Source organism: Enterobacter cloacae complex sp. P13B (assembly GCF_014895915.1).
Lineage (GTDB): Bacteria > Pseudomonadota > Gammaproteobacteria > Enterobacterales > Enterobacteriaceae > Enterobacter > Enterobacter bugandensis.
The window spans coordinates 47,700-66,765 of the sequence record NZ_JADBQN010000030.1 but is presented as its reverse complement, the minus strand read 5'-3'; the positions used below and the strand labels follow the sequence as shown (position 1 = coordinate 66,765).

Here is a 19,066-nt window from a genome sequence, read left to right as displayed (position 1 = left end):
AGAAAACCATTTTTATGTATCGGAGATATTTGCCGGAGGGGGCGTTTTGTACCCGTTTGTCAGCGCGTCGCGCGGGATACAGTGCGATACAGTTTGCCTACCGGGATGGCGCACGATCGCTATCGCCAGCCCGGCAATCACCAGCGTTAACCCCGTCGACACTCCCATTGCACCCGCGATCCCCAGCGTTTTGTTCAGCCACGCATAGGCAAACGGTGCGGCTGCGGCCATCAGCTGGCCCGGGATAAGCAGCATACCCGTGCAGCGGGCATAGCTTTCCGTGCTAAACAGCTCCAGTGGCAGCGTGGCTTTTACTATGGTGACCAGCCCGTTGATGGCGCCGTAGCCCAGCACAAACCCGGCCGCGCACCAGACAAACAGGGTGCTGCTTATTCCCACAAGAAAACACAGCGGCATGGCAAGAGCGGTAAAAAGCGTAAGTTTGAAGGGGGTTAAGCGGCCGCCTGCCAGCACCTCCAGCGAGCGCGCGCCCGTCTGGCCGATCCCCCACAGCATGCCGATGGCGACTGGCAGGCCAAAGTGGGCAATAAACTCCGGCAGATGGGTGGAGGTGCCGTTAGAGACAAAGGTGATAAGGGCGATGAAGGCCGCATAAAGCCAGGCGTTACGCCGCTCGTTGCGCAGGGGCGGCGCGATGGCCTTTGTGTTTTCCATCAGCCGCTGCCGGGGAAGCGTGCGGATCAGCACTGCGCTCAGCAGGCCAAGCAGGGCATAAATGCGTAACGCGTCCTGCCAGCTCATGATGTGAAGCAGGCCATCGCCCAGCGGCCAGAAGACGGCGGAGGCCAGCCCGCCCATCAGCGTAATACGGGAGATCGTCCCGCGTGCCTGCTGGCCAAAAAGATTGACCAGCGCGGCGAACAGTGCGTCATACAGCGACAGACGCATCCCGATGCCGCACAGTAGCCAGGCGCCGTACCAGCCAGACAGCGTCCGGGTATACGCCATACCGGCGCAGCTTGCGGCAATCAGCAGCGTTCCGCCCATTACCACTTTCTGTCCGCCAAAGCGTGCCAGCAGACGGGCGACGAAAGGGGAGACCGCGGCCATCACCAGCATCGCCAGCGTCAGGCCGAGGTAAATCTGCGGCGCTGACCACCCCCGGTCGGCTGAAATCGCCCGTGCAAAGGTGCCGGGCAGATAAAACGAGATCCCCCAGTTGATAAGCTGATTACATCCGGCAGTAAGGGCAAGGCGACGAGGCAGGGCAGGTGTTTCCATTGTTTTTCATTCCGTTATGCAGTTGTCCTGAGCATAGCGAGCGCGGTATTGTGCTGGCAGGCCTGCAACCTTATGCGCTGTATAAGAGAAACTTTGAATGACGACGCTTAACCTTGGCTATCTCGCGACGTTCCGTCTGGTGATCCAGCGCGGCAGCTTTTCGGCGGCGGCGGATCTGCTGGGCATTTCCCAGCCCGCCGTTAGTCTGCAAATACGTCAGCTGGAGCAGTTTCTGCAAACGCGGCTGGTGGAGCGTACCGGGCGGGGCATTAAGGCCACGGCGGCCGGAGAGTCACTGCTGGTTCACGGAGAGCGCATTCAGCAGGTTGTGGACGAAACCCTGCGGTCCGTGAGCGCGTTCAGCCTCGATGTCAGCGGGACCATTACTCTTGGCACGGGGGCGACGGCCTGTATCCATCTTCTGCCGCCCCTGCTGGCGCAGCTGCGCCGCGACTATCCGCTCCTGCGGGTGGGCGTAACAACGGGCAACACCCTCGATATCGTCAGGGCCATTGAAGAGAACCGTCTCGATATGGGGCTGGTGACGCTGCCGGTCAGCGGCAGAGCGCTGGACGTTATGCCGGTGATGGACGAGGAGTTTGTTTTTATCGCGTCGCGGGAACAGCAGGATGCTTTCAGGGAGTTAACCCCGGAGGCGCTCCATGCCCAGCCGCTGATCGCCTTTGAGTCTGGCAGCGGTACCCGGGCGCTCATTGATGGCTGGTTTGCGGCCAATGGGTTAGCGATCGCGCCGGTGATGCAGCTTGGCAGCATTGAGGCGATTAAGCGCATGGTTCGGGTGGGGCTCGGCTACAGTATCGTTCCGCGAATGGCGGTTGAGCATGATGCTGACCGTGAAGGGCTCTGCGTCATGTCGCTCACGCCCGTGCTGCAGCGACAGCTCGCCATCGTGATGCGGCAGGACAAGATCCTCAGCAAAGGGATCGCGGGGATTATTCGGCTGGTACAAAACCCTCCGCAGGGCTAGCGGTCAGCGGCGTCGACGTTCAGGCTGGACTGCTGCGACTGGATTTTGTCCTGATGGTGATACCAGGCGCCGATGGAAGAGTAAACGAAGCGGCCAAAGAAAAACAGAAAGCTGATGAGCAGTATAATGCGGGTCATCCGGGTGTTAAAACGGTGTCGTTTGCGCATACGCGTGGCCTGACTCACTCTTCTTTTTCCTGGGCATGCCCTTCTGGGCGACGGGGATATTAAGGCACAGCGGAAAGAGAGGGTCAATTCCGTCATGTGTAAATAACCGTCAACGTTTACATTAATTATTGTTATTGAAATTAATATTTGCATTTACCATATTGATAATATGAAGAAAATTATTTCAAAAAAACGCTGTGCAAAGCTTATTTGCGTAAAATAGTTTGATTTATGTCAACGGATTCCCGGCCCTGATATTTAAAATCCCTCCTCCATACCGTTCGCCCCGCACGTGGCCGGGCGGCGCCAGGTCAGGTTGGATGCCTGTCATTATTTTCCTTCTGGAGAAAAAGGGGTTTAACCGGGCATCTATGAACATTTTTGCTTTCCTGAAAAAGAATCAACACCGCTGGTGGGTATTGCCGCTTATTTTACCGGTGGTTTTACTTCCCGTACTGAGCGTGGCGAATACGTTCACGCACCTGGGCGACGGGATAGCGGCACTTTATTATTTACCGCTCTCGTTTTTGCTTTCGCTGATGATGTTTTTTGGTCTGGAAGCCCTTCCCGGGATCGTGTTGGCGCTGTTTATCCGCTATTACCCGTCGGTCGGGATGTTTGAAACCGTCGCCGGCGTGCTCCATTTTATTGTCCCTATAGTGCTTAGCTGGGGCGGCTACCGGGTGTTTGCGCCCAGACGCAATATGACGGCGTACGGCGACGTACGGCTGATGGCGCAGCGCATTTTCTGGCAGGCCTTCTGCCCCGCGACGCTGTTTCTGCTGTTGTTCCAGTTTGCGGTGTATCTGGGCGTGTATGAGAGTCGCCAGAGCCTGGCAGGGCTTAACCCCCTCAACATTCGCACGCTGATCAACTATCAGGCCTTGCTGGTCAGCGGTCTGACGGGCGTGCCGTTAAGTTATCTGCTGATCCGCCTGATTCGTCATCCGCGCTATCTCAAAAGCCTCATCTCGCAGATCCGTACCCAGATTGACAAAAAGGTGACGCGCGCTGAGTTTCTGATTTGGGCCATTGCGCTTGCCGGGCTGCTTTCGCTCCTGCTGCTGCCGATGAATGAAAACAGTTCGATTTTCACCACTAACTACACCCTGTCGCTGCTGATGCCGGTGATGCTCTGGGGGGCGATGCGCTTTGGCTATAAGCTGATTTCGCTTATCTGGATCCCGATACTGCTGGTGTCTATTCACTATTTTTACCGCTATATCCCCGTGAACCAGGGGTACGACATTCAGCTGGCAATCACCTCTTCCAGCTATCTGGTCTTCTCGTTTGTGGTGATTTACATGTCGATGCTGGCGACCCGGCAGCGGGCGGTGAACAAACGCTCCCGCAGGCTGGCGCTGCTCGACCCGGTTCTGCATATGCCAAACCTGCGGGCGCTCTCGCGCGATCTGGCGAAAAACCCGTGGTCGGCGCTCTGTTTACTCCGCGTTCCTGAGCTTGAAATTCTGGGCCGTAACTATGGCGTGTTACTGCGCATTCAGTACAAACAGCAGCTCGCGCAATGGATTAACGGCACGCTCCAGCCCAATGAGCAGGTCTATCACCTGACGGGCTGTGACATGGCGGTTCGCCTTAATGCCGAATCGCACCAGCAGCGGATTGAAACCCTGGACGAACACATCAAGCAGTTCCGCTTTGTCTGGGACGGCATGCCGCTGCAGCCGCAGGTGGGGGTGAGCTACTGCTATGTGCGTTCGCCGGTTAACCACCTCTATCTGGTGCTGGGTGAGCTGGGGGTGGTGGCCGATCTGTCGCTCTCCTCTAACCACCCGGAAAATCTTCAGCAGCGCGGCGCCGTCCATCTGCAGCGTAGCCTGAAGGATAAAGTCGCGGTGATGAGTCGCCTGCAGCGTGCGCTGGATAACAACGCATTCACGCTGCTCGTTCAGCCCGTACGCGGCCTGCGTGGCGATAGGTATCATGAGGTCTTGCTGCGGATGACTGATGCAAACGGGCTGTTGATCTCCCCTGAACAATTCCTGCCGATAGCCCAGGAGTTCGGCCTCTCTTCGCGGGTGGATTTGTGGGTGCTGGAGCATACGCTGCGCTTTCTCGCCGCGCATCGCGAACGGCTGCCCGGCCAGCGCTTTGCCATTAATCTGGCCCCTTCAACGGTGTGTCGGGTGCAGTTCCCGCTTGAGGTGAGTCGCCTGCTGGCGAAATATGCCATTGAGCCGTGGCAGCTGATCTTTGAAGTGACGGAGTGCAGCACCTTCTGCAACGCGGAGCAGGGGCTCCACATCCTTCGGCAGCTGCAGAAAATGGGGGTACGCATTGCGATCGATGATTTTGGTACCGGTTATGCGAGCTATGCGCGGCTGAAAAGCGTGGATGCGGACATTCTCAAAATCGACGGCGATTTCATCCGCAATATCGTCAACAACAGTCTGGATTACCAGATTGTGGCCTCTATCTGTCATCTGGCGCGCATGAAGAAGATGCTGGTGGTGGCGGAATATGTCGAGACCGAAGAGATACGTAGCGCGGTGCACGCGCTAGGCATTGATTATGTGCAGGGCTATCTGATTGGCAGACCGGCACCGCTTGAGTCACTGCTGGAAGCAGAGGCGTCCACGGCGGACGCCTGAGCCGTTACGCGGCGACGTCGGCGCTTTCTTCCTCGATTTTGAGCATCCAGCCGGTGACCGCTTCCCAGTACTGCTGCTCTTTTTCCAGGTCCAGCAGGACCAGCGCGTTCTGGCTGAACCAGTCGTGCGGGAAGCTCAGCGTCCAGTGGTGATCGTCGGTTTTCAGCTTCAGCGTCGGCGGTGTGGTGGTGGCCTGACGCTGATTGTTCAGCAGCACGCCCAGGCGCAGCAGCTGAATAAGCGGCAGGAACTGCTTTTTCTTAAACAGCGTGAAGCGCGGCAGATCGTCGAGCTTGATGGCTTTACGGTGATAGCGCACCAGGGTCGCCATCATGGTTTGCTGCTCCTGGTTGAAGCCGGGCAGATCGCTGTTTTGCAGAATATACGCTGAATGGCGGTGCATCCCGCTGTGGTTGATGTTCAGCCCCACCTCGTGCAGCATCGCGGCCCATTTCAGCAGCGCGGCAAGCTGCGGGTGCGCCAGCTTGGGGTTCTGCTCCTGCCACTGCTCGTACATCTGCACCGTGGTTTCCAGCACGCGCTTCGCCTGCTCGCGGTCGATGTTGTACTGGTTGGCCAGGCTCTGCGCGGTGCGGCTGCGAATGTCCTGATGGCGGAAGCGGCCCTCCATCTCATACAGCACCCCCTCACGCAGCGCGCCGTCGGAAAGGCGCAGCTCTTTAATCGCCAGGGCGTCAAACACGCCGCAGAGAATAGCCAGGCCCGGCACGAAGACTGCCTTACGCTCGTCGGAAAGCCCCGGCAGGCTTAGGGCGTCAAAACTTTTATGCTTCAGCACATCTTCGGTCAGCAGGGTCAGGCGTTCAGGCGTGATAAAACCGTCTTTTTCACCCATCGCCAGCAGCACTTCATGCGCCGCCTTGATGGTGCCCGACGCGCCCAGCGCCACGTTCCAGCCCTGAATGCGGTACTGCCAGGCCAGATTCTCCAGCTTCTGGATCGCAGCCATTTTGGCCCGCTGGAAGTTTTCACGGGTAATGGTGCCGCCGGGGAAGTACATCTGCGCGAAGCTGACGCAGCCCATGCGACGGCTCTCCACCAGGCGCGGCTCAAAGTCTTCGCCGATCACCAGCTCCGTAGAACCACCGCCGATGTCGATCACCAGCTTGCGCCCTTTTTCCGGCTGGGTATGTTCAACGCCCATGAAAATCAGACGCGCCTCCTCGTTTCCGGAGATGATCTCAATCGGGTAGGGGATCACTTTTTCGGCCCGCTTGAGGAACTCCGGCGCGTTCAGCGCCTGGCGCAGCGTGTGGGTGCCCACGATGCAAACGCTGGAGGGCGAGAAGCCCTGCAGGCGTTCGGCAAACAGCGACAGGCAGTTTAAACCGCGCTCCATCGCCTCTTCGCTGAGCATGCTGCGCTCATCAAGCCCATCCGCCAGGTGTACGCGCTGCTTCAGACGACCGATGATCTGCAGCGCGCCATCCACCTCACGGGCGATGACCATGTGAAAACTGTTAGAGCCAAGATCGACCGCGGCGTATTCCTGCGGGCGTGGGGTCTTATCATTTATCGGCATAGGTTAATCGGGTTGCTCGAGTGATTTGATATAGTCGTAAATCGCCAGCTGTGACCGCACTTTACGGCGGTTGCCGCGCGGTACGTAGCGGTTACTGAGTTCTTTGTCGATATAGCGCGCCTTCACCGTATCGCTGAACAGGATCTCGATAATGTCGAGGATACGCTGTTTCAGAAGCGGATCCAGCAGCGGCGTCGCGACTTCAATTCGATAGTCAATATTGCGCGTCATCCAGTCTGCCGAAGAGAGATAGACCTGTTTATCGCCCGCATTATCGAAAATATAGACCCGATCGTGCTCCAGGTAGCGGTCAACGATGCTGATAACGCGAATATTGTCGCTGATGCCTTCCAGTTCCGGAATAAGCGAGCACATGCCGCGGATCAGCAGGTTAACCGGCACGCCGGAGCTGGACGCCGCATACAGCCTGTCCACCAGCCCTTTATCGACCAGGTTGTTAAGCTTCAGCGTGATGCCGGACGACAAGCCTTTCTGGGCATTGGCGATCTCTTTATCGATCATATCGTACAGCAGGCGGCGCGAGTTCTGCGGTGAGACCAGCAGATAGTCGAAGCTCACCGGACGGTACGGGTTTTCGATAAAGTTAAAGACCCGGCGCACTTCGTTGGTAATGCGGGCGTCAGCGGTTAAGAGCGAGTAGTCGGTATAAATCCGCGCGGTTTTTTCGTTAAAGTTCCCGGTGCCGATGTGGGCATAGCGCACCACGTCATCACCCTCTTTACGCGAGATCAGGAACAGTTTGGCGTGAATTTTCAGACCCGGCGCGGAGAAGATCACGTGCACGCCCGCTTCCGTCAGGCGGCGCGCCCAGTGAATGTTCGCCTCTTCGTCGAAGCGCGCCTGCAGCTCAACCACCACGGTGACTTTTTTGCCGTTGTGTGCCGCGTGGATCATCGCATCGATGATGCGGGAATCTTTTGCCACGCGGTAGATGTTGATTTTGATCGCCAGCACGTTCGGGTCGAACGAGGCCTGACGCAGCAGCTCCAGCACGTGTTCAAAGGTGTGGTACGGGTAGTAGAGCAGCACGTCGCGCTCGCGGATGGCGTCGAATCCGTTGCGGAATTTATCGAACCAGATATGACGCAGGCGCGGCAGCGGTTTGTTCACCAGATTGGCTTTGCCAACGTTCGGGAAGCCAATGAAGTCTTTAAAGTTGTGGTAACGGCCACCCGGCACGATGGAGTCATAGCGTGAAATGGTCAGCTTCTCGCGCAGCATCTCCACCATGGCGTCCGGCATATCGCGCTGATAGACAAAGCGCACCGGCTCAGCCGTCAGGCGCTGTTTCAGGCTGGAGGACATCAGCTCCATCAGGCTGGCTTCCATCTCGTGCACCAGGTCATATTCGGCGTCACGGGTCATCTTCATCGAGTAGGCGTTTAACGCATCGTAATCGAAGAAGCCTTTGAAGATGTCGTCCAGGCAGTAGCGCAGGATGTTATCCAGCAGGATCATCGGCTTGCGTCTGCGCGGGGTTTCCGGCGGCAGGTTCACGAAGCGCGGCACCTTGTCGGACGGGATCTCCAGCAGGGCATAACGGATGGATTCACCGCGAATAATTTCCACCGCCAGGTAGGTGTAGTCATCCTTCAGGAACTGCACCAGATCGGTTTCGCGGTTGATGAGAATCGGGGTAATGTGCTGGCGCAGATACTGTTTAAAGTAGTGGCGCAGCCAGTTTTGTTGGTTAACGGAAAGCTGACGTTCGTTAATCAGGAAGATTTGGTTGCGCGCCATCTCCAGCAGCAGTTCGTTATACAGGCCGTCAAATTCCTGATCGGCTTTCAGCACGCGGGACTGGATTTTGCCCAGCAGATGCCGCGAGTGCGAGTTTAAGCCCTGTTCTTCGCTGATGATGATGCGTCTTTTCAGCTCGGCAAAGCGAACCTTATAGAACTCATCCAGGTTGTTGGAATAAATGCCTAAAAAACGCATGCGTTCGATCAGCGGGTTACTTTTGTCTGCCGCTTCCTGGAGTACACGTTCGTTAAATGCTAACCAGCTTAGCTCTTTCTCGATATATAACTTTTCCTGACCCATTACAGCTCACACTCCAGTTCAATCACAGGACGTGGTAAATCCGTCTCGTCCTTATTATGGCGAGCATTTCCACGATATGTCCAACAGTGCCAGAAAAGTATGACAGTTATTTTTTTTGTTGGGGAATTTAGCGGGTTGGGGGAGGGAATATCGGGTAGCGAAGCGCCACCCGACATAGCAAACTACTCTTCGGCCGCATAACCCTGCGGGGGCAACTTCACGCCGTCCAGCCAGGCTGCGCCGTCGCGCATCTCCAGACGCCCGTCGACAAACCAGCTTACCACCAGCGGGTAAATGGCGTGCTCCTGCGTCTGCACGCGTTCGGTCACGTCGTCTTCGTTGTCGCCGTCAAAGACCGGGACTTTCGCCTGCAGGATCACCGGGCCACCGTCCAGCTCGTCGGTCACGAAATGGACGGAGGTACCGTGCTCCTCGTCACCGTTTTCCAGCACCTGACGATGGGTATGCAGGCCGGGATATTTTGGCAACAGGGAAGGGTGAATATTCAGCAGTCGACCGGCGTAGTGTTCGACGAAGGCCGGGCTCAGAATACGCATATAGCCCGCCAGCACCACGAGGTCGGGCGCGTAGGCGTCAATCTCCTGCACCAGCTCGCGGTCAAAGGCTTCACGTCCGGCGAACTGGCTGGCTTCCAGCGCGTGAGCGGGAATGTTCGCTTCCCGCGCGCGCTCAAGGCCGAACGCGTCGGCCTTGTTGCTGAAAACTGCCCGAATGGTGCCATTGATTTTCTTCTGTTTGCAGGCGTCTATGATGGCCTGCAAATTGCTTCCGTTACCGGAAATGAGCACCACGATGTTTTTCATTCAATGACCACACGCTGTTCGGAATCGGAGGCTTTAATCGTACCGATTTTCCACGCGTTTTCACCTTTCTCGGTCAGCAGCTTAACCGCTTTATCCGCTTCGCTTGCCGGCAGGGCGATAACCATGCCCACACCGCAGTTAAAGGTGCGGTACATTTCGTGAGAGCTCACGTTGCCTGCATTCTGCAGCCAGTTAAAGACGGCTGGCCACTGCCATGAGGATTCGTCGATCACCGCCTGGGTGTTGTCCGGCAGCACGCGCGGGATGTTTTCCCAGAAGCCGCCGCCGGTCAGGTGAGCAATAGCGTGAACGTCAACGTTCTCGATAAGCTCCAGCACGTTTTTCACGTAGATGCGGGTTGGGGCCAGCAGGTGGTCGGCCAGCGGTTTACCGTCCAGCTCGGTGGTCAGCGGATCGCAGCCGCTTACTTCGAGGATTTTACGCACCAGAGAGTAGCCGTTAGAGTGCGGGCCGCTGGAGGCCAGCGCGATCAGCACATCGCCATCGGCCACTTTGCTGCCGTCGATAATTTCTGATTTTTCTACTACGCCGACGCAGAAGCCCGCGACGTCATAATCTTCGCCGTGGTACATGCCCGGCATTTCAGCGGTTTCACCGCCCACCAGCGCACAGCCGGACTGCAGACAGCCTTCGGCGATACCGTTAATGACGCTGGCTGCGGTATCCACATCCAGTTTGCCGGTCGCGTAATAATCGAGGAAGAACAGCGGCTCTGCGCCCTGAACCACCAGGTCGTTCACACACATCGCAACCAGATCGATACCGATCGTGTCGTGACGTTTTAAATCCATCGCCAGGCGCAGCTTGGTGCCTACGCCGTCAGTGCCCGAGACCAGAACAGGTTCACGATATTTTTGCGGCAGCGCGCACAGTGCGCCGAATCCACCCAGACCACCCATGACTTCCGGGCGGCGGGTTTTCTTCACCACACCTTTGATTCGGTCAACCAGCGCATTACCTGCGTCAATATCAACACCGGCATCTTTGTAGCTGAGAGAAGTTTTGTTGGTCACGGCTTAAATCCCCACGCGATTGCATAGCTAGTAAGAAAAATCGGCGCAATTCTAACAGTCCAGGCAAACGTTTGCGAGCCTATTCTGGACGTGGGGATCTTTTTTATCTGTATAGCCCGCAAATGCAGCCAAACTTGACTCCGTTCACGAAAATGAAACCGGTTTCGGCGTTCTGCTTGCAACGAATATCCCCTTTGCACATCATCGAACTGAAACCGGTTTCTGTAATTGTTTTTGCAGAAAATAACGCAGAATGAGGGAAAGCGAATGTCAGGATTCAAAGCAGATTTTCTGTGGGGTGGGGCCGTTGCGGCGCACCAGCTTGAGGGCGGCTGGAAAGAGGGCGCTAAGGGCGTAAGCGTTGCCGACGTCATGACCGCGGGCGCCCACGGCGTGCCGCGTGAAATCACCAACGGCGTGCTGGAGGGGAAAAACTACCCTAACCATGAGGCTATCGATTTCTACCACCGTTATAAAGAAGACATCAAACTCTTTGCCGAGATGGGGTTCAAATGCTTCCGTACCTCCATCGCCTGGACGCGTATCTTCCCGAAAGGCGACGAGCTGGAGCCGAACGAGGCAGGCCTGAAATTCTATGACGATCTGTTCGACGAATGCCTGAAGTACGGCATTGAACCGGTTATTACGCTTTCCCACTTCGAGATGCCGTTCCACCTGGTGACGGAATACGGCGGCTGGCGCAACCGTAAGCTGGTCGACTTCTTCGTGCGTTTTGCAAAGGTCGTTTTTGAGCGCTACCAGCATAAAGTGAAGTACTGGATGACCTTTAACGAGATCAACAACCAGGCCAACTTCCACGAAGACTTTGCGCCATTTACCAACTCCGGGCTGAAGTACGCGCCGGGTGAAGACCGCGAGCCGGTGATGTTCCAGGCGGCGCACTACGAACTGGTGGCCAGCGCCCTGGCGGTGAAGGCGGGCCGTAAGATTAACCCGTCGCTGCAGATCGGCTGCATGATTGCCATGTGCCCCATCTACCCGCTGACCTGTGCGCCGGACGACATGATGATGGCGATGAACGCCATGCACCGTCGCTACTGGTTTACCGACGTTCACGTGCGCGGCAAATATCCGCAGCATCTGCTCAACTACTTCGAGCGTCGCGGCTTCGCGCTGGATATCACCGAAGAAGATAAAGCCGCGCTGAAGCAGGGCTGCGTGGATTACATCGGGTTCAGCTACTACATGTCTTTCGCCACCAAAGCGACGGCAGATAACCCGGCGCTGGACTACGACGAGAGCAAGAGCCTGGTCTCCAACCCGTACGTGCAGAAATCCGACTGGGGCTGGCAGATTGATCCGGTCGGGCTGCGCTACTCTCTGAACTGGTTCTGGGATCACTACCAGCTGCCGCTGTTTATCGTTGAGAACGGCTTTGGCGCGATCGACGTGCAGGAGAGCGACGGCACGGTGAACGACCAGTACCGCATCGATTACCTTTCCGCACACATCCGCGAGATGAAAAAAGCGGTGGTGGAGGATGGCGTGGATCTGATGGGCTATACCCCGTGGGGCTGTATCGACCTGGTGTCTGCCGGAACGGGCGAAATGAAAAAACGCTACGGCTTTATCTTTGTCGATAAAGATAACGAAGGTAACGGCACCCTGAACCGCAGCAAGAAGAAATCGTTCGACTGGTATAAGCAGGTGATTGCGAGCAACGGCGATAACCTCTAATTGTCGGGTGGCGCTAACGCTTACCCGACCTACAATACACGTAGGCCCGCGTAAGCGCAGCGCCACCGGGCAAGACCCCGCACCCAAGCCGGAGCCCAGCCTCCGGTTTTTTTGTTTTTGATTGATATACGTCAAGCAAGTTGGGTATGGCGCAATCCGAAAAAAGCGGTATAATCCCGCGATTTTTTTGCGGATGCCACCTCAGAGGAGAAAGAGAATGAAGATTGTGGAAGTGAAACACCCACTCGTTAAACACAAGTTGGGCCTGATGCGTGAGCATGACATCAGCACGAAGCGTTTTCGCGAACTGGCTTCTGAAGTGGGCAGCCTGCTGACCTACGAAGCAACCTCCGATCTGGAAACAGAAAAAGTGACCATCGAAGGCTGGAACGGTCCGGTGCAGGTTGAGCAGATCAAAGGTAAGAAAATTACCGTAGTGCCTATCCTGCGTGCCGGTCTTGGCATGATGGAAGGCGTGCTGGAGCACGTACCGAGCGCGCGCATCAGCGTGGTCGGTATCTACCGTAACGAAGAGACGCTGGAGCCGGTACCTTACTTCCAGAAGCTGGTCTCTAACATCGACGAGCGCATGGCGCTGGTGGTTGACCCAATGCTGGCGACCGGCGGTTCAATGATCGCCACCATCGATCTGCTGAAAAAAGCGGGCTGCAGCAGCATTAAGGTGCTGGTTCTGGTTGCTGCTCCGGAAGGGATCGCGGCGCTGGAAAAAGCGCACCCAGACGTTGAGCTGTACACCGCCTCTATCGACCAGGGGCTGAACGAGCACGGGTACATCATCCCGGGGCTCGGCGATGCCGGCGATAAGATCTTTGGTACGAAATAATCGAATAACGATAAATAAGCCGACTTTGATAGTCGGCTTTTTTTTGAATAAAAACCAACAATACTACACAGAGGAAAACACTATGACGCGCCGTGCTATCGGGGTGAGTGAAAGACCGCCGCTTTTACAGACTATCCCGCTTAGTTTGCAGCACCTGTTCGCTATGTTTGGCGCAACCGTGCTGGTGCCAATCCTGTTTCACATTAACCCGGCTACCGTGCTGCTGTTCAACGGCATCGGGACGCTGCTGTACCTCTTTATCTGTAAAGGCAAAATCCCGGCGTATCTGGGGTCGAGCTTTGCTTTTATCTCGCCGGTGCTGTTGCTGCTGCCCCTGGGGTATGAAGTGGCGCTGGGCGGCTTTATCATGTGCGGCGTGCTGTTCTGCCTGGTTTCCTTCATTGTGAAGAAAGCCGGTACCGGCTGGCTGGACGTGATGTTCCCGCCTGCGGCGATGGGCGCCATCGTTGCCGTTATCGGCCTGGAGCTGGCGGGCGTGGCGGCGAATATGGCCGGCCTGCTGCCTGCGGACGGCCAGTCGCCGGACTCCAAAACCATTATCATCTCACTGGTGACGCTGGGCGTGACGGTATTTGGCTCCGTGCTGTTCCGCGGTTTTATGGCGATTATCCCGATCCTGATCGGCGTGCTGGCGGGCTACGCGCTCTCCTTCGTCATGGGCGTTGTGGATACCACCCCGATTGCCGAGGCGCACTGGTTCGCGCTGCCAACTTTCTACACCCCACGCTTTGAATGGTTCGCCATTTTCACCATTCTGCCTGCCGCGCTGGTGGTAATTGCGGAGCACGTTGGCCACCTGGTGGTGACGGCGAACATTGTGAAGCGCGACCTGATCCGCGACCCGGGTCTGCACCGCTCCATGTTTGCCAACGGTTTCTCCACCATCATCTCCGGTTTCTTCGGTTCCACGCCAAACACCACCTACGGTGAAAACATCGGCGTGATGGCGATTACCCGCGTCTACAGTACCTGGGTTATCGGCGGCGCGGCGATCATCGCCATTCTGCTCTCCTGCGTGGGCAAGCTGGCGGCAGCGATTCAGATCATTCCTGTGCCGGTGATGGGCGGCGTTTCTCTGCTGTTGTACGGCGTGATCGGTGCCTCCGGTATTCGCGTGCTGATTGAATCCAAAGTGGATTACAGCAAGGCGCAAAACCTGATCCTGACCTCCGTTATCCTGATCATCGGCGTGAGCGGCGCGAAGGTGCACATCGGTGCGGCCGAGCTGAAGGGCATGGCGCTGGCGACCATCGTGGGCGTGGGCCTGAGCCTGATTTTCAAGCTGATCTCGGTGATCCGCCCGGAAGAGGTGGTGCTGGACGCTGACGAAAGCGAAAAAGCCCCACACTGATCCATTAACTGGGCGAAGGATCGCCCGGTTCTCTCCTGGCAGGTTCCGTGTTAAACTCATCGCCGATTTTATGTAAGATCTCTGGTTGAGGTATTTCTGAACGGACCGGCACAGCTCTCTCTGCCACTCTATCTCCCTGACGACGAAACTTTTGCGAGTTTCTGGCCGGGTGATAACCCCTCTTTACTGGCTGCACTGCAAAACGTGCTGCGTCAGGATCACAGCGGATACATCTATATCTGGTCACGCGAAGGCGCGGGGCGCAGCCACCTGCTGCATGCCGCCTGTGCCGAGCTTTCGGCGCGCGGCGATGCGGTCGGCTATGTGCCGCTGGATAAACGTACCTGGTTTGTGCCTGAAGTGCTTGAGGGCATGGAACATCTCTCGCTGGTCTGCATCGATAATATCGAATGCGTGGCGGGGGACGAGCCGTGGGAAATGGCGATCTTTAACCTCTACAACCGCATTCTGGAGTCGGGCAAAACCCGGCTGCTGATCACCGGCGATCGTCCGCCGCGCCAGCTTAACCTTGGGCTGCCGGATCTGGCGTCTCGTCTGGACTGGGGACAAATCTACAAGCTCCAGCCGCTGTCAGATGAAGATAAGCTGCAGGCGTTACAGCTGCGAGCAAAGCAGCGCGGCTTTGAGCTGCCGGAAGACGTGGGCCGTTTCCTGCTCAAGCGTCTGGACCGCGAGATGCGCACCCTGTTTGATACGCTCGATCAGCTCGATCGCGCCTCCATTACCGCCCAGCGCAAGCTGACCATTCCGTTTGTGAAAGATATTCTTAAGCTGTAGTTATGCCGGGTGGCGGCTGCGCCTTACCGGGCCTACATATGGTGCCCGTAGGCCCGGTAAGCGCAGCGCCACTGGGCTAAAGATCCCCCAGCAAGTGCCCCACCAGCAGCGGAATCGGCCTTCCCGACGCCACGCTCCTGCCATTCTCGCGCCACAGCGCCGTGCCGCTGATGTCCAGATGCGCCCACGGGATCGTCTGCGGGCAAAAATGGTGCAGAAGCCACGCCGCCGACGCGCTGATTGCCGCGTTGTTTGTCGGGGTGTTGCACAGATCGGCAATCGCGCTGTCGGTCTGCTTTTTCAGCCGCGCGTCCAGCGGCAGGGACCACACTTCGTCACCGCTCCGTTTTCCCGCCTGCGTCAACGCGGCGCGCAGCGGTTCATCCTGCGTCATCAGCCCGCTCAGCTCATACCCCAGCGCTTTCACCACCGCACCGGTTAAGGTCGCCATATCAATAATATAGCGCGCCTGCGGATGGCGCTGGCTGGCCCAGGCGATGGCATCCGCCAGCACCAGTCGGCCTTCGGCATCGGTGTTGTTGATTTCAACCGTCATGCCGTTACAGGCTGTTGCTACCGAGCCGGGCTGCATGGCGTCCGGGCCGATGGCGTTTTCCGCCAGCGCCAGCACGCCCATGATGCGTACGGGCAGCGCCAGCTCTGCTACGGTCAGCATCAGCCCCAGCACGTTGGCCGCACCGCACATATCGTATTTCATGGTGTACATGCCTGCGCCTTCCTTCAGCCACAGGCCGCCGGTATCGAAGGTAATGCCTTTACCTACGTAGCAGCGCACCGGGCCGTCAGAAACGCCGTCGTAATGAATAGCCAGCAGACGTGGCGGGCAGGTCGCCCCTTTGCCGACGGCGTTCAGCAGCCCAAGACCCTGCTCAACAATAGCCTTTTCGTTCAGCACCTCGCAGCGCAGGGCAGGGTAGGCGGCACACAGTTTTTGCGCCTCTTCGACCATAAACTGCGGCGTACAGCGATCGGACGGTATATCCGCCAGGCGACGCGCCGCGACCATGCCGTGAGCGATGGCCTGCTGCTGGCGGAAAATTGTTTCCAGCTTCGCCTGCTGCTCAGGCAGGCAGAGGGCGGTGATGTGCTTAATACGAACGCACTCACTGGTTTTTTTCAGCTGTAAATCGCTCAGCCTGTGCGCCTGATTAAAGAGAAAACGCAGCACCTGCGCCAGCACCACCTCGTCGATATTTGTTGCGTCCAGCACGATATCTGCGCTGACGGGAGAGGCAATCAGCGGTCGCAGGGCGGCAAGCAGGCCTTCAGTGAGCGCGTCATGCCAGAGCGCATCCGGCAGCAGGGTGATGCGCGCAAAGGGCGCGCAGCCAAAGCAGGTGTCCGCGATGCCGTCAGAGTCACGCATTTCCGCAACAAGCGCGGTTTGCGGCAACTGCGCACAGGAGACGCGGGCGATTAAATGGCTTCGTGGCTTCGCGTCAGAAAGCGCGGTGATAAACTGATACGCGATCATCATGACTCCTCAATCGGTGCGCGGATCCGCGCGGCGTAGGCCTGCATCCACTCTTCGTCCACGGCGTGATAGTGCGTTTTCTCCCGCAGGCGCTCGGTACGAAAAACGGTGAGGGGCTGACGGGCCGTCGCCACCACAAACGAGAAGGTTTTGATGTTAGTGGCGGCGCCAAATTCGCCCCTGTTGTTCATGCACACCACGGAGAGATCGCCCACGCGACCGAAGCGCGACATCAGCTTGTCTTCCAGCTCGAACACCACGGAGTCTGCCGCCTGCTGCGGCGTCATACCCTGCGCCATGCGACGAACGATTTCGTAGCTCGTGCAGCCTTTCATCAAATCTTCACCGACGCCCGTAGCGGTGGCCGCGCCGGTTTCGCTGTCGCAGTAAAAGCCGGAGCCGATAATCGGCGAATCCCCAATGCGGCCGCGTTTTTTCATAAACAGGCCGCTGGTGGAGGTGGCAACGCTCATCGACCCCTGCTTATCGAGGCCGATAATGCCGACGGTGTCGTGTCCGTCGTACGGGCTTAAGCCTTTATCCAGCGTCTCGCGGCAGCGTTTGCGGTAGTGCTGCATGGCGCGTTCGGTGAGCATGCTTTTGTCGGCAAAGCCCTGACTTAGCGCCCATTCACGCGCGCCCTGGCCGACCAGCAGGCTGTTGTAGCGCTGGCGGCTGAGCGCGTGCGCCACGCGCACCGGGTTGGCGATATCCACCAGGTTCCCCACGGCACCGAACGCCAGCGTGTCGCCGTCCATGAATGCCGCATCCAGCTCGACTTCGCCGTTTTCGGTCGGCAGCCCGCCGTAGCCGACGGATTTATAAAACGGAAAGTCTTCGACGGCGGCGACGGCATCAACCACCGCCGTAGCGACCGGTTTTCCCGCCGCCAGGGCAGACGCAGATTCCGTTACCCCTTCAAGCGCCATTCGCCAGGTTGCGATAATTCCCCACATGCTTTACTCCTGTTTTGCAAGGGTGGTGTCGGTTTGCGTAACGGTGGCAATTTCCGCCGCGCGGTACTGTTTGTCCACGATACGCATGAAAGGCAGGTACAGCATGGCGCCAATCAGCAGGTTGATCAGCTGCATCACGCTGCCGCTCAGGTGTCCGGTGACGATAAAACCGCTGATCACCGGCGGCAGCGTCCAGGGGATAAACACCCCGGTGGTGACGGCGACCGCGCCAACCTTCATCGCCGCATACTGCACGGTGACCAGCACCAGCGGCACCAGGTTGAACGGAATAAGCATGATCGGGTTCATGATCACCGGCAGGCCAAACAGAATCGGCTCGTTGATGTTAAACACCGACGCCCCGGCGCCGAGGCGCGCCACTTCGCGCATGTTTTTACTGCGGGCGAAAATCAGCATCGCAATCACCAGCGACAGCGTAGCACCCGCGCCGCCCATCCAGATCATGTCAAAAAACTGTTCCGTGATAATGTGCGGCGGCGTCGTCCCCGCCTGGATAGCGGCGATGTTGTCGGTCTGGTTTTCCATCCACAGCGGACGAATGATGCCGTTAATCATCGAGCCGGAGTTAATGCCCACTGACCAGAGAATGGTGATGCTGAAGACGGTCATCAGCGCACCGAAATAGGAGGTGCCGTAGTGGCGCACCGGGGTAGCAACCACTTCATAAATAAACTGGTGGATGGTGTTGTAGTGAGTGTTTTCGAAGACGATGCGGATACCCAGTACCAGAATCATCACCAGCAGGGCGGGGATCAGCGCCGCGAACGACTCCTGCACCGCAGGAGGCACGCCGTCCGGCATTTTAATGACCAGATTTTTGCGCTTCAGCCAGCAGAACAGCTCCGTCCAGAGCAGCGAGCCGATCATCGCCACGAACAATCCTTTGCTGCCAATCCACTCCACCGGCATCACGGTAATCCCGCCGTTTTCCGCCACCTTAATAAACGGCGTCAGGATCAGAAACGCGACCAGCGCCAGAATGCCGCAGGAGATGCGGTCCTCGCCGTAGTGTTCCGCCAGGCGGAAGGCGACCAGGAAGCTGATGAACAGCGACATGGTGGAGAACACCGCGTTGAATGGAATTTCAATAATCGCGCTCCAGCTCTCACCAAAGGCCTGAGACATAAACTGCTGATAGGCCTGGTTAGGGAAGGAGGAGATAACCAGCAGAATGGAGCCGACGATAATAAACGGCATGAATGACACGTAGGCACCGCGAATGGCCCCGAGATGACGCTGCTGGGCCGTTTTCGCCGCCAGGGGCATCAGTTTTGCTTCAAGAAATCCCAGAACATTGTTCATTGTGAACTCCGTACAAGATTGAGGGGGGTTGTTTATGTTATGTCTGTGGATTATCAGTGAAGCGCGGCGAGCGAAAGGTGAAACCGGTCACAAAGCAATCGCCTGT

Annotated in this window: 15 protein-coding genes; 6 read left to right on the top strand and 9 right to left on the bottom strand. The window is 57.5% G+C overall.

Annotated elements, in window-relative coordinates; all coding sequences use genetic code 11:
- Positions 1–12: 12 nt before the first annotated feature.
- On the bottom strand, positions 13–1,242 hold the full coding sequence (locus IM273_RS13625; RefSeq protein WP_193051226.1) for an MFS transporter: 1,230 nt from the start codon (positions 1,240–1,242) through the stop codon (positions 13–15).
- A 97-nt stretch (positions 1,243–1,339) separates the two neighbouring features.
- On the opposite strand from IM273_RS13625, the gene IM273_RS13620 reads away from it, so the two are divergent.
- Positions 1,340–2,230 carry a LysR family transcriptional regulator gene (locus tag IM273_RS13620; protein ID WP_193051225.1) on the top strand — a complete coding sequence of 297 codons (891 nt, stop codon included), beginning with the start codon at positions 1,340–1,342 and terminating at the stop codon, positions 2,228–2,230.
- Here IM273_RS13620 and IM273_RS13615 read toward each other — a convergent pair.
- Positions 2,227–2,397, bottom strand: a complete 171-nt coding sequence (locus IM273_RS13615) for a YfgG family protein (RefSeq protein WP_023337595.1) — start codon at positions 2,395–2,397, stop codon at positions 2,227–2,229. The genes IM273_RS13620 and IM273_RS13615 overlap by 4 nt on opposite strands.
- A gap of 371 nt (positions 2,398–2,768) precedes the next feature.
- On the opposite strand from IM273_RS13615, the gene IM273_RS13610 reads away from it, so the two are divergent.
- Entirely contained in the window at positions 2,769–5,009 is a 2,241-nt protein-coding gene (locus tag IM273_RS13610; protein WP_193051224.1) for an EAL domain-containing protein, read from the top strand.
- Between the two features lie 4 nt (positions 5,010–5,013).
- Here the strand turns inward: IM273_RS13610 and ppx are convergent, their stop codons facing one another.
- The 4 genes from ppx to purM all read right to left on the bottom strand — a co-directional run bounded on the left by ppx (position 5,014) and on the right by purM (position 10,474).
- Entirely contained in the window at positions 5,014–6,552 is a 1,539-nt protein-coding gene (gene ppx, locus IM273_RS13605; RefSeq protein ID WP_193051222.1) for an exopolyphosphatase, read from the bottom strand.
- A 3-nt stretch (positions 6,553–6,555) separates the two neighbouring features.
- Positions 6,556–8,616 (bottom strand): polyphosphate kinase 1, encoded by a 2,061-nt coding sequence (gene ppk1 / locus IM273_RS13600; RefSeq protein ID WP_193051220.1) that lies wholly within the window; start codon positions 8,614–8,616, stop codon positions 6,556–6,558.
- Between the two features lie 182 nt (positions 8,617–8,798).
- A complete protein-coding gene (gene purN / locus IM273_RS13595; RefSeq protein WP_028014032.1) occupies positions 8,799–9,440 on the bottom strand; it encodes a phosphoribosylglycinamide formyltransferase in 642 nt (213 codons plus the stop codon).
- Entirely contained in the window at positions 9,437–10,474 is a 1,038-nt protein-coding gene (gene purM / locus IM273_RS13590) for a phosphoribosylformylglycinamidine cyclo-ligase (protein WP_041908759.1), read from the bottom strand. The genes purN and purM overlap by 4 nt, the downstream gene beginning before the upstream one ends.
- A gap of 267 nt (positions 10,475–10,741) precedes the next feature.
- Here purM and IM273_RS13585 point away from each other — a divergent pair, with 267 nt between their 5' ends.
- The 4 genes from IM273_RS13585 (at position 10,742) to IM273_RS13570 (ending at position 15,186) form a co-directional block, all read left to right on the top strand.
- Positions 10,742–12,172: a 6-phospho-beta-glucosidase gene (locus IM273_RS13585; protein WP_193051218.1), complete on the top strand. Its 1,431-nt coding sequence runs from the start codon at positions 10,742–10,744 to the stop codon at positions 12,170–12,172.
- A gap of 217 nt (positions 12,173–12,389) precedes the next feature.
- A complete protein-coding gene (gene upp, locus IM273_RS13580) occupies positions 12,390–13,016 on the top strand; it encodes a uracil phosphoribosyltransferase (RefSeq protein ID WP_008501641.1) in 627 nt (208 codons plus the stop codon).
- Positions 13,017–13,098: 82 nt separating this feature from the next.
- The gene (gene uraA, locus IM273_RS13575) at positions 13,099–14,388 is read left to right on the top strand and encodes a uracil permease (protein WP_017692944.1); all 1,290 of its coding nucleotides are present in this window, start codon (positions 13,099–13,101) and stop codon (positions 14,386–14,388) included.
- A gap of 96 nt (positions 14,389–14,484) precedes the next feature.
- A complete protein-coding gene (locus tag IM273_RS13570; RefSeq protein ID WP_211438414.1) occupies positions 14,485–15,186 on the top strand; it encodes a DnaA inactivator Hda in 702 nt (233 codons plus the stop codon).
- Positions 15,187–15,262: 76 nt separating this feature from the next.
- On the opposite strand, the gene IM273_RS13565 is transcribed toward IM273_RS13570, so the two are convergent.
- Genes IM273_RS13565 through celB form a run of 3 tightly spaced genes read right to left on the bottom strand, consistent with a single transcriptional unit; the run spans position 15,263 to position 18,960 of the window.
- Complete coding sequence (locus IM273_RS13565; protein WP_193051233.1) at positions 15,263–16,681, bottom strand: M17 family metallopeptidase; 1,419 nt, start codon at positions 16,679–16,681, stop codon at positions 15,263–15,265.
- Positions 16,681–17,637: a N(4)-(beta-N-acetylglucosaminyl)-L-asparaginase gene (locus tag IM273_RS13560; RefSeq protein WP_028014028.1), complete on the bottom strand. Its 957-nt coding sequence runs from the start codon at positions 17,635–17,637 to the stop codon at positions 16,681–16,683. The genes IM273_RS13565 and IM273_RS13560 overlap by 1 nt, the downstream gene beginning before the upstream one ends.
- A gap of 3 nt (positions 17,638–17,640) precedes the next feature.
- Entirely contained in the window at positions 17,641–18,960 is a 1,320-nt protein-coding gene (gene celB, locus IM273_RS13555) for a PTS cellobiose transporter subunit IIC (RefSeq protein ID WP_047368073.1), read from the bottom strand.
- Positions 18,961–19,066 lie beyond the last annotated feature (106 nt).